We start from the raw sequence: 13,698 nt of genomic DNA, 5'->3' as shown, positions 1-13,698 counted from the left end.
ATTCATATTTTGAGGTGACAAATGATTTCCGGATTGCGGAGGAAAAACAAACAAATAAACTAGAAAAACAAACTCCAATCAGCGAAGAAACTGTTCAAGGCAAAGGGGTTGCAGAAGGCATTCATAGAGGAAATTGCCCACGATGCCGGTGTTGCATCGGGGACAGTATAATATTACCTTTTCTCGAAAGGTGCATTGCTTCTTGGTATTTTTGCTGAGGATATGGCCGACCTCGAAGAAAACCAAATTGCCGTGACTACACATCACGGCAACTTAATTGATGATCAAATGTAATTGGTCAAGAAATTATCCATATCCTGTTCTTTTAGGGATTATAAAAGCAACAAATGGAGAGGCAACAATTTTTCGGAAAGGATGCTTGGTTTGGTACGGTCGAGATTCACAAGCGAATAGCATACGTACCAGGTGATGTTAACCTATGGCCCAATTTAACAGGCGGAGAAGAAGATTTTTTAATTCAGCGAGCTTCTTCACCATATTTCTCCTTGAAATGTTTGCCCCAGTCCGGCTGAGTCCCGTTAATGTCCGTAAAGTTATATTCGTGCATTAGGGCCCATGATGACATGGTTTTACCATTCAACCGGTGGACATTCTGGTCTGCCGCCAGGGAAGCTGCTGCCCGGCCAACATAATAGGGGGTTTCAGACATTAGAAAGTCCAGGTCAACTTTAGCTCCCTCCTGCCAGTTTTCCTCCGTAACCCCGAACTTTTCTAGCATCTCCTCAGACCGGAGAAAACCTGGTGTAAGACCAATTGCTGTGATATCGGGATAACCCTTATTTACCAAATCACCGGCCATGGCCTCAGCCAAATGAATGGTACCGATTTTCGCCATACTGTACGGCAAGGCTCCCCGGTACTTATATGTGACACCATCCGTAATCTCGAGGATTAAACCTTTCCCTTGCTCAATCATCAATGGCACACCGTATCTGCTTGTTATCATGTGTGTATGTACCGCCGTTTCGTGAACCTTTATTGCTTTCTGAATAACCATTTCCCAGAAAGGTGTTCCAAACTCGATTAACGATTCGGATCCCCAGATATCGTTAACTAAAATATCCAACTGACCGTTCTGTTCTTCTTTTACCCGCTCAAACAAAGCCTTGACCTCGTCCTCAATCTTATGGTCAGTTCGGACAGGGATTCCTTCCCCACCCCGGGCTGTAACCATTTCTGCAGTTTCTTCAATTGTTTCCGGCCGGTTCATTGGGGAAGGATTCCCTCTTGTGCTTCTACCGGTACAATAGACCGTTGCTCCTGCCTCTCCCAAACTGACTGCAATGCCCCGCCCTGCTCCACGTGTGGCTCCTGCGACAAGTGCAACCTTTCCTTGCAATGGTTTCATATTACGCCTCCTCTTCTTTTGTACCTATAGATACAACAATAATTCCTGAATAGAAATGAAAAAACATAATAATGAAACTCCTACTAACATATAACCCAAAATTGAATTTCGGTTTTTCTCAAACTCCTCTGTCCCCATAATTATCATAAGACTTCCTAGTAACAACATCATCACGGGAAAAACTTCGGAATTATTTGTGTACCTCCCATATGTGGCTATTATTATAATGAGTACACCTAAAACAATACGAATTATTTTTAACAATGAAGCTCCCCCAGACACTACTAATCTATTATTTTTTATCAATCTTTAAGATATCCTGCAAAGTCTTATCCAATGTATCATACCTAAATTCAAAACCCTCCCGCTCCAACCGTTCAGGAGTAACCCATCTACTTTTTAGCACTAGCTCCGTCTCAGTTTTAATAAAGATAGCCCCAAGCTCAAGCAACCATTTGGGAGAAGACAGACCAATCGGAACATTCATTTGCTTCCGCATCAACTCCATCAGCTCCCGATTATCGACTGGATTTGGTGCAGAGCAGTTAAATACTCCTTCAAGGTCTTTTCTTTTATTCAAAAAAAGCACAATTCGAAACATGTCCTCTATATGAATCCAGCTGAATTTTTGATTTCCAGGTCCCTGAACTCCACCAAGACCAAACTTGGTGAGGTTCTTGTACGGCGTCATAACCCCGCCACCTGGTCCCAGTACAATAGCCGTGCGAAGCGCTACTTTCCGGGTTTTAGGTAATTCATAAGAAAAAAATGCCTGTTCCCAGTTTGTCGCTACATCAACCGAAAATCCTGATCCTATCTCACCATCTTCTTCGGTCATCGGCCGATCTTCAGCATGCCGGTAAATGGTCGCTGTGCTGGAGTTCATCCATACTTCAGGCGGTTTTTGGCACGCATGTATAGCTTCCCCCAGGATGTTGGTAGTTCTGATTCTCGAATTCATGATTTCACGTTTGTTAGCCTCGTTGTAGCGGCAATTCACTGATTTTCCAGCAAGATTAACCAGCATCTCTGCATTTTCCAATGCTTCAATTATTTCCTTTTTGTTATCCCATGATATGTACCTTGGCTTCCTAGAAATAATTTTCACTTCATAACCAAGCTCGTTAAACTTCTTTTGAAAATATTCACCAATGAACCCTGTTCCCCCTGCTAAGACAATCTTTTTCAAAACGTAATTCCCCCTCGATCCAAATATCCTGGAAACACACAATACAGTATTCAATTTTCCCAAACCTAAAATAGTGGTTCCTGCTCATGGGTGAATTCTGCTTGAAACGGCATCAGTGCCAAATAAATCACAAAGACAATCAGCAAAATACCCCACGTCCATACCCAGGACAGAAAACTTGTTAGAATCCATGGAAGTGGTGAGAAGGGTAGCCCCCACAAACTCATTTTCCGGACGCTCTTCGTTGTGGTGTATTGCTTATTGAAGCAATTCGGGCATTTCTTCCTCCCACTTATGAAGAATATTACTTCTCGCCACTTAAAGTTATAACCACACGACCAGCAGTCAGGTAGTTTCATCAGACTTTCTCCTGTCTTCTACCTTAATTTTTAATAAAAGTACCACCTTGTCATTTTTGATCATTTGCTTTATCGCTTCTGGGTCTTTCATATTATATCCGCGGATTGAGTTTTTCGATGACGACTGACGATAAACACCAAGCACCTTGGTCTTTTCCGGCTCTAGCTCCACTTCTTCATCCCCTATACTATATCCCCATGTTCGGGGGTGGTTTTTGGGAAAGGGTTGTGCCAGCAGGATGGGATGACTCTTAACTCCCGGTGCATATAAAAAGACCATTGTACTATCAGAATTAGGGTTTATAATCCCAAAACCCAAGTGACCTGTTAAACTATCTCTTGGGCTCATTCCATACGACAAATCGACTAACGGATTGGAATCCTTTTTTCCATCCGTATATCGTTCAACCCAAACGTTAACCCACTTTTCTTTAGCGTTTTCTAAGTTGAATTTAAAGTCGTACAGGATTCCCAGCTCTAAATCTTTAAATGTCTTAACATAGTTGGAATCAGGGTTTGCAGATATCGTTGTTGCCCCTCCTTGCTGGCCCGTGCATCCCGATCCTATTGCTAAGAAGACGATTGAAAACAAAATCAGCAGTACTTTCCTCAAACAACCCCCTCCTCTAATTTGTCCGGTGAGTCATACGTCACATATGTACCAGCCACAAAGTCATGAATTGCGCGTTTGTCTTCCCTGATGGCGACCATAAAAACACTTACAATGACCCCAATACCCAAGGTCAAGGCATAAACCAGCCCCGCCACTAGATGCCGCATCAGCATATTACCAATACCGACATTTTCGCCGTTCACTTTTACAATACGGATGCCCAATAATCGTTTCCCAATCGTATATCCATACCAGAGAACCGGAAGTATTATATGATAAATTAAAACAAGCCAATCAAGTGGTGAATAACTTTCCATAAAAAATTCATTGTAAATAGCTAAAGAAATTAATCCTGTTACCAACGAAACAAGAATTCCATCTAGAATAAGTGCAAAAAACCTAACGCCAAAACCCGCTGGATTACTTACATTCATGTATACACCTCGTCTGCTTATTAGTTATTCAAGTTGTTTTTCAATGTTTCCAATTCTGCTTTAAGCCCCCTGTTCTCATCTCCCAGGTGCCGCAGTGTGTTATGTAACCGGTAAAAAATTGGCAGGTACGCTATTATGATGATAATCACCCAAATCATAATTTCACCTCCGAATGTTAGCCGGTAAAGACTCCTATTATCCCGATAATCATCAGACTGACAAATATAATAATTCCAATCGCTGCAGCGTATTTAATAAATTTTGTTGCAGACTTTTCGAGCTTACTATCCCCATTCTATAAAACCTCCTCTCATTGTTCTTCAAGTAAGAAGACATCTGTGACTTTTTTACCAAAAATGAGTGACAACGGGATCAGAACAATAATTATAACTGCAACGGATAATACATCAGTAAAACTGTTCCACGGTACAACCGCGTTAAAGAATAACCGGTAACCCTGAAATAATATAAGAAAAATAGCCAAAAAGAAGATATAAAACAAAAGCGTCCTTTTATCCAATACTCCCCCTCCTCTGTTCCATTATCTGTTAATTAGTGAGATATACCTATCATAACACAAATATTCAGATTAATATGCATGTTTCTAAAAATTGGAAGAGGTTTTTTTACCTAGAATCTGGCGGGGGCTAGATCAAGTAACTTATCAGCGAATCACCTTCACGACCACGCCTAAACGTAAAAGAACGACCGGCCTAATCACCCGGTCGTTCTCCAACACATTATTTAATTTTTTCCATCAAGTACTGGACAAAGGTATCGTCCCTTACCAGCCACGCTTCGAAATTCCGTTTCAGGTACTTTTCGCCCTCTTCAAAGCTCTTAAATGTCATATCCAGTAGGGTCTCGTTCTGTTCGATTGCCCAGTTACCATCGTTTTCCGGATATAAAAGGAACAGCTCTTCCTGCCGTGTCTTATACAATGAACCGAATGAAGATTCTTTGAGGTTAAACCGGTTCCTGTGAGCATCCTCGCGCAGTGGTTCCTGCGGGAAACTATCGGCAACAAACAGCTTGTATGCCTCTTCATTCATCGCCGCTCCTGCCGCTTTTGCATGACCACCCCCACCGAACCGGGAAGCAACTTCAGACACATCAACATCATCATGTATTGTCCGGAAACCGAGACGCCTGCCACCGATATTCATAATCGCGATATAATCGAGGTGCGGATATTCCTTTCCAAGCTGGTTTCCTAGCTCCGAATGATACGATTCCGCAAAAACAACCCCGGCATAATGGTCACCCACCTTGGTCTGAACAAGCTGGCGACGCTTTCGCCGGATGTATCGCTCCATTTTGTTATCTTCCATATTAAGGATTTTCTTTTCAAATTCATCAAAATAAAAGCGATCGCTCTGTTTCAGCCGCTCTATCATCTTCTCTTCAAATTCATCAATGGATATCAGATAAAAAAGTGCATTAAGCCGTTGCGCCTGCTGGTTGTCATTCTTTTCCCATTCCCACGTATCATACTGGCGGACAAGCTCAACAAATTCGCTGACCGCTTGGGATTCTTCCAGGAGCTCGTGCCCTACAAGATATTCGTATAACAGCGAGGTCGCAGAAGTCAGCTTCCCTTCTTCATCCTCCACAACAACATGTCCCCACGCATAATCGTTATATGTAAGGGATGTTTTATGGTGATCAATCAGCTGAACCTTGCCGTTTGTCTGATACCTTTCCTCCAGCCGCTTCTCATTTTCTTCGTTTATGGACAGGTCCGTAACAAACAAAAAGGTTTCAAGATCATCATTTTCTAATGACCACTCAACTTCACGGTCCAACCCTGAAACAGAGTTATACCGTACTTTAACATCCTTTCCGAAAGCCAGCTTTGCAAGGATGCCACAGCCGACACCATCCAGATCATTATGGGATAATAATTTGTACATTTACTTCACCTCCCCATGTAGTATGCATGTTCTCGTAAAAATTAAACAGGGACAGGGGGACAGGCTCCTTGTCCCACTATTTCACAATTAAAACCGGGCATTTGGCTCGTTTGGCGACCTTATGGCTGACACTTCCCAGCACAAACTCCTGCAAAACATTCAATCCCCTGCTACCAATTACGACTACATCAAAATCGTTATTATTTGCATGGTGGACAATTGTTGGTCCAGGCTCGCCGTGCAAAATCTTTACTTCATAGGAAACCTCGGCCTGTTTGGCCAGTTCTTTTACCTCTCGGAACCTGCTGTAACGTTCATCGTTAATATCCACCGTATTCCAGTTGTTCAATACATCGCTCTTCGCCTTGGAGGGATCGACAACAAATACAATCTCCAGCTGAGCACCAGAAGATAATTTTGCTAAATTGACCGCATTCTCAGCAGCCCGTTTAGCATGTTCGGAACCATCTGAAGCAAGCAGAATTTTTTTATACATTATGTAACGCCCCCTATTAAGTTATCTGTTACTGGGGTTGCTCAATTTTCTAAACATTAAAAGTATATCACGAAAAGAGTATCGTAAACTATGAAACTTTGCCCATTTACAGGGTTACATATGTTAGATTTGAATAAAGTTGCCATTAAGGGAGGTGTCACCCAGTGGATGCTATGATATCACTATTAGTTATGGTCTTTTACCTTGCAATTATTGCCTTCATAATCTGGTTCGCCATCACGTTAATCACCACAAATAAGGAACGCAACAGGTTACTAAAGGAAATTTCCAACAAGTTGGATGGACCTGGTCATGGAGGAGGAAGTAATTTTTGATACAATTGTAAAATAAAAACCTTGTTATGCTGGTTTGAAGGCTAAGAATATTGAAGTTACTCCAATGAGAAATAATCCCAATAATACTATTTTCTTACCTATGTCACTTTTAAAAAACAAGTAAACAAAACCAACATAGATGGCAGTTGCAATTGAAATAAATGTAATGCCAGATAGAAGCTTTTCACTCGTATAATCACCGAAGAAAAAATGTAACATTGTTATAGGATAAGATATCGAAGCAATCAAAAAATGAAGTTTTTTTGTACTCATTCTTCCACCCCTCGCCACTTATGACTTAATTTTCGTAACTGATTCAATAGCATAGTATATTTTCAATATCTTCTTTTGAATGCTTACATACTTTTCATATGCTGTAATAAATTCTTTCATCTCACTAATCCGATAGAATTCTAGCTTAAACAGTTCTTTTGCAAGATAATTTAAATCGTTTTTAATTCGTTCATTCTCGACTAAATCTCTTGCCTGTTTTAAAACAAAAGGTTTTTCCGCTAAAACACGTATAAGCTTTCCAGTATTATCCGTGTTGTTTTTCTGATGTAATACCATTAGCTCATCATTACCCCCATCAAAAAACGAGTTAAGTTTCTCGGGATCAGGGATTTGTGTTTCTCCTTTAGGATTTACTGACATTGCCGCTCTTTCAATTAGCGTTATTGTTTTTGATTTAGAATTAGATGAGGCGTCTCTTGGAACATCATTGAAAAAGTCTTGATAAACCTCTGAGTCAATTTCAATATGAATCTTTTGGTATTTTGATTCAGGCTCCATGTTAGTTTCTTCGTTTATTGATTCAGTTTCTTCATCTTTAACCAATTCAGGATCCTTACGTGCCTTTCGCTCTTCAGTAAATAAGTTTATTGTTAAAAGGAGAATAAGTAATGCCACTACTCCGATTAAAACCTGTTTCTTGATATTACCCCTCCTTATTTTTAAGGCTAAGTTATAACCCTATTCAAGGAAAACACCCGTTAATGTAATAAAAAAGGAATTTTTATTAACCGGTATACTTTGATCTTGTTTTTCATGTCATATTCACTTCAAAAATTCAACAACCGATTTAGTAAACTCATCCGGTTCTTCGAAATGCGGAAAATGCCCGCTATTTCTGAGCGTAACCACTTCACCATCTGGAACATCTTTTTGAAACTTTTTCATCTGCTCTTCACATGTTACCGGGTCATACTTGCCCCTAATTAAAATTGAGGGTTGTTCTATAACTTTCAGTTTGGACAGGAGTGACTCAAACATCTCTCCTCCTTCCAGCAATCGGTTATTATGAATGGTGGTTCTTTTATAAAACCGCTCCCATTCTTGATCTGTATAAAAGGAGTAATCAGTCTCGTGGTTAGGGTTATGTATATGAATCTCCTTGCCTTTTTCACCTAGTTCAGAACGAATTTCAATAAATTTGAGCATGAGCTCTTTGGCCGATTTATCAGATTGAGCCAACTCAAGACACTTTTCCGCCAATTCCTTCATATTCTCGTCATGGGAAATTTGTGCTGTTTTCCTTAACAGACTTCTGCCGGAAAGCCCAAAGTCAAAAGTTGGGCTTTCAAAAATAAGACGGCTTACTGAATCAGAAAACATCGTTGCATATTTCAAAGCAATGTAACCACCAAATGAGTGTCCCAGCAATGCCCAACTTTCAATCCCTAATTCCTTCCTCAGCTCTTCACAATCTAACAAGATGTCATCCAATGAAAAACGCTCATCATTCTTAATCATCTCTGACCGGCATACTCCTCGCTGATCAATAGCAATAAGCCTGAAACTTTCCTGGAGCCTTTTAGCCTGATGATAGCAAAATTCATAACAACTCTCACCCGGACCACCATGAAGGTACAACAGCGGATAAGCATCCTCGTCTCCGTGAATTTCCACATACATATCTTTCCCACGTATGTTTAAAAATCTCTTATTCGAAGTTGTTTTCATTTTGTTTTCCCCCCTACTTTTACTTTTTCGTATGTAATATCGGTAAATCCTCAACTAAGCAAATTTCCATTTTAGCCCCTTATAGGCCTTCTTAGAGTATCCAGTCACACTTTAGTTCAATATCTCAATAATTCAATACTAACATAATATTCCAAATACATTATTGTTTCATAAAAAAAGAAACAAGGAGATAAAGTATTATACTCGCCTTGTTTCACTCTTTACAGGTTCTATTACTTAGATTTTACTCCTGTATTATCTGAATAAGGTTGCCGCTTGTATCGTCAAAGACAGCTATTGTGACATTGCCCATTTTTGTCGATTCCATAGTAATCTTCACCCCTTTAATCGTTTGTACTCTGCGTCAATATCTGCAAACCCAAACAAAAAGACCAAATCATATGCGATTTGGTCTTCTTAATTAAAGTTCTATTGTCTTTATTACATTAATGCCAAGCCGTTCTTTTAATGTCCGGAAACTTTTGAAAGCCCGCCGATCCGGTTTTTCAATAGCTTACTTTCATCGTTCAGTCCTGAATAATGGACTTCGATATCATTCTCCTCAAATTTCGCTTCTATCTTATCCAGAGCACTCACTGCAGAATCATCCCACAGGTGGGCCTGCGAAAGATCTATCTCTACTTCTTTTACCGTGTCGGCAAACGTAAACTTAGCCGGAAATTCACTTACCGATGCAAAGAACAATTGTCCTTCAACCCGGTAAATCTTACGCTGCATTCGCATGTCGAGTTCCTCGGTCACTTTCACCTTGGAAATTTTTGATGCGAAGAAGATTGCGCTCAGTAATACTCCAGCAAGAACCCCAATAGACAGGTTGTGCGTTAGAATTACGATAGTTACGGTTGTTACCATTACAGCTGCATCTGATTTAGGCAGCTTGTTCAAACTCTTAATTGACGACCAATCAAACGTACTGAATGATACCATAAACATCACACCAACAAGTGCTGCCATTGGAATCTGGACAACCAAACCCCCAAGAACGATGATCAAGAACATCAAGAATACCCCTGCAACAAAAGTGGAAAGTCTCCGTGAACCACCAGATTTAACATTGATTACAGACTGTCCGATCATCGCACAACCAGCCATACCGCCGAAAAATCCAGCTACGATGTTAGCCATGCCCTGACCTTTACTTTCTTTATTCTTATCGCTTTCCGTATCCGTCATATCATCGACAATGTTGGCAGTGAGCAGTGACTCAAGCAAGCCAACAACGGCTAGTGACAACGAATAAGGCAAAATAATCATGAATGTTTCCCATGTCAGTGGAATTGAAGGAAACAGGAATACCGGCAACTGCTGACTGAGCGCGCCCATATCACCTACCGTACCAACGTTTATACCACCAAAGATTACGAGTGATGTTACTACTGTGATTGCAGCAAGTGTTGAAGGTACTGCCTTTGTAAATCGTGGTAAAATATAAATAATAGCAAGAGTCAACGCAACTAGTCCGTACATAACCCATGTTTCTCCAATGAAATGCGGCAATTGAGCCGTGAAAATCATAATCGCCAATGCATTTACAAATCCGACCATTACCGACCGTGGCACAAATTTCATCGCCTTAGCCAGTTTAAATACACCGATTAATATTTGAATAATTCCTGTTAGAATTGTAGCTGCGAGCAAATACTGCAATCCATAGTCGGCAATCAGGTCAACCATCAATAGTGCCATTGCACCAGTCGCTGCTGAAATCATACCTGGGCGTCCGCCAACGAATGAAATTACTACCGCAATACAGAATGATGCATATAGCCCAACCATCGGGTCAACACCAGCGATGATAGAAAATGCAATCGCTTCTGGAATCAGAGCGAGTGCCACAACCATACCCGCCAGTACATCTCCTTTAACGTTTCCAAACCATTCTTGTTTCAATGCTTGTATATTCAATGAAGCACCTCTATTAATTTATAGATTTTAAGAATCCAGCTCCCCGCTGAATCAATTTCCGTTTTCAACAAAACGAATCATACCATATTTTGCAGAAGGGGCAAAACGGCATGTAAACGTGAACATTTGAATATACCTCTTGAATCCTTCATTTTTCTTTCATTTTTTATACAACTTCATAAATAACAAAATTAGTATATTCTTTTATAATTGAGTATAACTGAGTATGTTTAGCTGAGGGTTTTTCATGAAAATGAAGAAATTATGATATGATAGAGTCAGCTATCGGTTTGGAGGCACTACGATGACAAGAGAAATCATGACAATCGCCCAGGTGGCAGAATATCTGCAACTTAGCGAGATGACAACATATAAACTAGTACAAGAAAATAAAATTCCCGGTTTCAAAATTGGCCGCCATTGGCGAGTTAAGCGGGAAGATCTTGATGAACTAATCGAACGGCTGAAGAATGGGGAACGGATATAATAGGAAAAACGCAAGCGCGTGATTGATCCCCTACAGTTAAGTAAAGGCTCAAAGGGTGGACCTTGTCACACAGAGACCGTGCTTAAGACATAGAGCGATAAGAGCTCAACGAAGAAAAACTCAGGAAGCAAACTAATATGCAACCCTGAGTTTTTTTAGATTATCCTGCCAGTATATTCGATAAGGGTTTAAAAAACAGTTCTACTAAAAAAGTTGGACTGGGCAGATCGGGAAAATAGACCAGCACAATCCCAGTTGTTACGCCGCCAATTAAAAGAATGATAAACGCGCGTCTTTCCCTTTTTTGGTCTTTATCTATGTTCGACCATTCAAAAAGAAAGATCAGCACGGCTGCGGAAAGAATAAAAATGACTTTCAAAAGACTCACTTTCCAGTCACCTCATTCTCAGGCACTGTTGGTGGATAGGTTGTCCTTCCCGGTCGCTGGATACGGACCGTCGCCTGAACCTTCACCTCTACATCTGGAAACTTTCCTTCCCATCTGTTTTTCACTTTTGCCCAATCATTAGGATATTTCCGGTGAAATATCTTGTCAAAGCCGAGAACATCCACCTGCATCTCTTCCTGAACTTTTTTCACCGCAAGACGTACTCTTTTTGCAAGTGCTTTTTCTAACTGACTTTCCAACTTTCTTACTATTTTAGGATTCATCAGATTAAGCGTTGTATCGTTTTCAACAGCATCATCTACCGAATTTATTTTTATTGTCATTTTCCAGTTATCATTTTTTATCTCGGGGATAAGCTCAGTGCTTGTTCGGATAATATCAAAGGTGATAAACCCTTCTTCGCCCTCTGGCTGTATTGTTATTACTGCTTTGTCTACCTTGTTTAGCACATAGAGTATCCCCCGGGTTAATTTAGTGTTGACATAGCCGACTATCTTGCCATCCTTAAATATGGCTGATCCATTTAGGCGAACTCCTGGTGATTCAGTGTCCTTACCCGGTTCAATCACCGGCAGTATAGCTCCTCTAGAGGGAGAAGCAGTCATTTGGAGTAAATCTTTCAATGTCACCTGCACTCCAATTTTGAAGTTTGCCAATTCCCGCATAAATTCAGCGGATCCTCTTTCCAGAACAGGGGTAATCCGAAGTAAATCTGCCGGATTACCCTTAGTGACAAACACATATGCTCGCAGCCGCGGATTGGGATGCCGAGTAAAAAGCTCGATGTGATTCCTAATTCCCTGTTTGGCCATCTTCTCGCCTATAATGTAAACTCGATTGTGCCCGATAAACAGGCGTCGGGAAAACTTTTGCTGCAATTTAGATACAGCATCGAAAGCAGTCTTTCCCTTTGCCGTTTTTACAGTGGAGGGCTGTCCACCGCTCATACCTTGAGGGTTTACTATTTGGGCCGAAAACTCTACCTGGTTATCTTCCGTTTCCTCAAGTCCAACACCGACCACTATTCCCAGATCGTTAACTTCCATACGGTCCCAGCATCCAGAAAGAATAATAAGCACAAGGAAAACCGCAAACACATACATGCATCTAGTTAGGTACACGGTGCTCAACTCCTCCTCATCATAGCAACCACCAACAGGATTACCGGAATAATTCCATAGAATAATGTTCCATAAAAGGGATAAACAGTACTTAGGAACTCATTTAGGTGGGGTAGGTTATCGACAACCCAAATCCCTAGAACGGTCAATATAACACCAGACGGAAGAACCGTTGGACGATAGTCACTTAAATGGAGCCAATGCGAAAGACTGATGACGAAAACATAATAAAAAACTGATATTTTCACAAATGTCCCACCAACCCAAATAGCCATGACAACTGATTCCATGTGCTGTATAAATTCTGCAAGACTGATATATCTGGCAGCTTCCATAACTGGATATGTGAAATGAGACGTAATGTTACCAAACAAAAACATTGCAACCAAGTTCGAAATTACCAGGGTAAACATCACGGCGATAACACTCACCATTCCCCATTTGGCACCTTTTTCCCTATCATTCATAAAGGGCAACATAAACGATAAAAGAAAGAATTGTTGAAACCAGCTGGCAGGAACAATAGCGCCTTCTAGGGAACGCATCGGTCCATTTTCCAATATTGGGAAAAGATTGCCTGGATCCATCTCAGGCATTAACAAAATAACGATGAGAATAAATAAAACAAACACAATTGGAACAAACACTTGCGCGCTTCTCGCCATTACTTCAATCCCGCCCCGGACGGCAAGAGCGCTTACAAGCACCATGCTCCCTATTATCACCGCGATAGGTGTCTGCAGAAGAAAGAATCCCTTGATGAATTCTCCATATTCACGCAGAATTATGCCCAGTGAGTGAATCAGGAAAAATAAATACAGGAACCCTATCAGCTTGCCAGTAACTTTTCCAACCAACTCACTACTGTATTGAATGATTGTCTGTTTTGGAAAACGATTATTGAGTTTAGCAGCTAAAATTACTGCAATAATACCGAATACTGAGCCCCATATTGGTGAGAGCCACATATCCTGACGTGCTATTTTCCCTGTGATGGAGGGAACCAGCAAAACCGCTGTAGCCATAATTGTTGGATACAGCAGTATAGCAGCTTGCATTGCACTGATACGACCCTTCTCAATCAT

18 protein-coding genes and 2 pseudogenes are annotated in these 13,698 nt (G+C 40.8%); 3 read left to right on the top strand and 17 right to left on the bottom strand.

Annotated features, from left to right (window positions below):
* Positions 1 to 319: 319 nt before the first annotated feature.
* Positions 320 to 464 (top strand): annotated as a pseudogene (locus tag ACFO3D_RS18235) (ABC transporter ATP-binding protein); the annotation flags it as partial.
* 14 nt (positions 465 to 478) lie between these two features.
* On the opposite strand, the gene ACFO3D_RS18230 reads toward ACFO3D_RS18235, so the two are convergent.
* The 9 genes from ACFO3D_RS18230 to ACFO3D_RS18190 all read right to left on the bottom strand — a co-directional run bounded on the left by ACFO3D_RS18230 (position 479) and on the right by ACFO3D_RS18190 (position 6,373).
* Complete coding sequence (locus ACFO3D_RS18230) at positions 479 to 1,369, bottom strand: SDR family oxidoreductase (RefSeq protein ID WP_390299581.1); 891 nt, start codon at positions 1,367 to 1,369, stop codon at positions 479 to 481.
* Between the two features lie 292 nt (positions 1,370 to 1,661).
* Complete coding sequence (locus ACFO3D_RS18225) at positions 1,662 to 2,558, bottom strand: TIGR01777 family oxidoreductase (protein WP_390299578.1); 897 nt, start codon at positions 2,556 to 2,558, stop codon at positions 1,662 to 1,664.
* A 65-nt stretch (positions 2,559 to 2,623) separates the two neighbouring features.
* A complete protein-coding gene (locus ACFO3D_RS18220; RefSeq protein ID WP_390299575.1) occupies positions 2,624 to 2,917 on the bottom strand; it encodes a TIGR04104 family putative zinc finger protein in 294 nt (97 codons plus the stop codon).
* Positions 2,904 to 3,530, bottom strand: a complete 627-nt coding sequence (locus ACFO3D_RS18215) for a hypothetical protein (RefSeq protein WP_390299572.1) — start codon at positions 3,528 to 3,530, stop codon at positions 2,904 to 2,906. Before ACFO3D_RS18215 ends, ACFO3D_RS18220 begins: the two co-directional genes overlap by 14 nt.
* On the bottom strand, positions 3,527 to 3,964 hold the full coding sequence (locus tag ACFO3D_RS18210) for an RDD family protein (RefSeq protein ID WP_390299569.1): 438 nt from the start codon (positions 3,962 to 3,964) through the stop codon (positions 3,527 to 3,529). Before ACFO3D_RS18210 ends, ACFO3D_RS18215 begins: the two co-directional genes overlap by 4 nt.
* Before the next feature lie 20 nt (positions 3,965 to 3,984).
* On the bottom strand, positions 3,985 to 4,122 hold the full coding sequence (locus ACFO3D_RS18205) for a hypothetical protein (RefSeq protein ID WP_390299566.1): 138 nt from the start codon (positions 4,120 to 4,122) through the stop codon (positions 3,985 to 3,987).
* Between the two features lie 152 nt (positions 4,123 to 4,274).
* Positions 4,275 to 4,484: a hypothetical protein gene (locus ACFO3D_RS18200; RefSeq protein WP_390299563.1), complete on the bottom strand. Its 210-nt coding sequence runs from the start codon at positions 4,482 to 4,484 to the stop codon at positions 4,275 to 4,277.
* A 220-nt stretch (positions 4,485 to 4,704) separates the two neighbouring features.
* A complete protein-coding gene (locus tag ACFO3D_RS18195) occupies positions 4,705 to 5,877 on the bottom strand; it encodes a DHH family phosphoesterase (RefSeq protein WP_390299560.1) in 1,173 nt (390 codons plus the stop codon).
* A 76-nt stretch (positions 5,878 to 5,953) separates the two neighbouring features.
* Positions 5,954 to 6,373 carry a universal stress protein gene (locus ACFO3D_RS18190; RefSeq protein ID WP_390299557.1) on the bottom strand — a complete coding sequence of 140 codons (420 nt, stop codon included), beginning with the start codon at positions 6,371 to 6,373 and terminating at the stop codon, positions 5,954 to 5,956.
* A 164-nt stretch (positions 6,374 to 6,537) separates the two neighbouring features.
* On the opposite strand from ACFO3D_RS18190, the gene ACFO3D_RS18185 reads away from it, so the two are divergent.
* On the top strand, positions 6,538 to 6,708 hold the full coding sequence (locus ACFO3D_RS18185) for a hypothetical protein (protein ID WP_390299961.1): 171 nt from the start codon (positions 6,538 to 6,540) through the stop codon (positions 6,706 to 6,708).
* Between the two features lie 24 nt (positions 6,709 to 6,732).
* Here ACFO3D_RS18185 and ACFO3D_RS18180 read toward each other — a convergent pair whose 3' ends face one another.
* The 5 genes and pseudogenes from ACFO3D_RS18180 to ACFO3D_RS18160 all read right to left on the bottom strand — a co-directional run bounded on the left by ACFO3D_RS18180 (position 6,733) and on the right by ACFO3D_RS18160 (position 10,596).
* Positions 6,733 to 6,981 carry a hypothetical protein gene (locus ACFO3D_RS18180; protein WP_390299554.1) on the bottom strand — a complete coding sequence of 83 codons (249 nt, stop codon included), beginning with the start codon at positions 6,979 to 6,981 and terminating at the stop codon, positions 6,733 to 6,735.
* Between the two features lie 18 nt (positions 6,982 to 6,999).
* Positions 7,000 to 7,617 carry a hypothetical protein gene (locus ACFO3D_RS18175; RefSeq protein WP_390299551.1) on the bottom strand — a complete coding sequence of 206 codons (618 nt, stop codon included), beginning with the start codon at positions 7,615 to 7,617 and terminating at the stop codon, positions 7,000 to 7,002.
* Between the two features lie 147 nt (positions 7,618 to 7,764).
* Positions 7,765 to 8,670: an alpha/beta fold hydrolase gene (locus ACFO3D_RS18170; protein WP_390299548.1), complete on the bottom strand. Its 906-nt coding sequence runs from the start codon at positions 8,668 to 8,670 to the stop codon at positions 7,765 to 7,767.
* A 244-nt stretch (positions 8,671 to 8,914) separates the two neighbouring features.
* Positions 8,915 to 9,057 (bottom strand): annotated as a pseudogene (locus ACFO3D_RS18165) (VOC family protein); the annotation flags it as partial.
* Between the two features lie 78 nt (positions 9,058 to 9,135).
* Complete coding sequence (locus ACFO3D_RS18160) at positions 9,136 to 10,596, bottom strand: SulP family inorganic anion transporter (RefSeq protein WP_390299545.1); 1,461 nt, start codon at positions 10,594 to 10,596, stop codon at positions 9,136 to 9,138.
* Between the two features lie 304 nt (positions 10,597 to 10,900).
* Between ACFO3D_RS18160 and ACFO3D_RS18155 the strand changes: the two genes are divergently transcribed.
* Positions 10,901 to 11,083, top strand: a complete 183-nt coding sequence (locus ACFO3D_RS18155; RefSeq protein ID WP_390299542.1) for a helix-turn-helix domain-containing protein — start codon at positions 10,901 to 10,903, stop codon at positions 11,081 to 11,083.
* A gap of 160 nt (positions 11,084 to 11,243) precedes the next feature.
* Here the strand turns inward: ACFO3D_RS18155 and ACFO3D_RS18150 are convergent, their stop codons facing one another.
* From ACFO3D_RS18150 to ACFO3D_RS18140, 3 genes are read right to left on the bottom strand one after another with little or no spacing between them, the layout of a single operon-like run.
* The gene (locus ACFO3D_RS18150; protein ID WP_390299539.1) at positions 11,244 to 11,471 is read right to left on the bottom strand and encodes a hypothetical protein; all 228 of its coding nucleotides are present in this window, start codon (positions 11,469 to 11,471) and stop codon (positions 11,244 to 11,246) included.
* Positions 11,468 to 12,613: a Ger(x)C family spore germination protein gene (locus ACFO3D_RS18145; RefSeq protein WP_390299536.1), complete on the bottom strand. Its 1,146-nt coding sequence runs from the start codon at positions 12,611 to 12,613 to the stop codon at positions 11,468 to 11,470. The genes ACFO3D_RS18150 and ACFO3D_RS18145 overlap by 4 nt, the downstream gene beginning before the upstream one ends.
* Positions 12,614 to 12,618: 5 nt before the next feature.
* Complete coding sequence (locus ACFO3D_RS18140) at positions 12,619 to 13,698, bottom strand: GerAB/ArcD/ProY family transporter (protein WP_390299533.1); 1,080 nt, start codon at positions 13,696 to 13,698, stop codon at positions 12,619 to 12,621.

The organism is Virgibacillus kekensis (genome assembly GCF_042654125.1).
In the GTDB taxonomy this organism is placed as follows: Bacteria; Bacillota; Bacilli; order Bacillales; family Amphibacillaceae; genus Lentibacillus; species Lentibacillus kekensis.
This window is presented reverse-complemented; position numbering and strand designations above follow the sequence as displayed.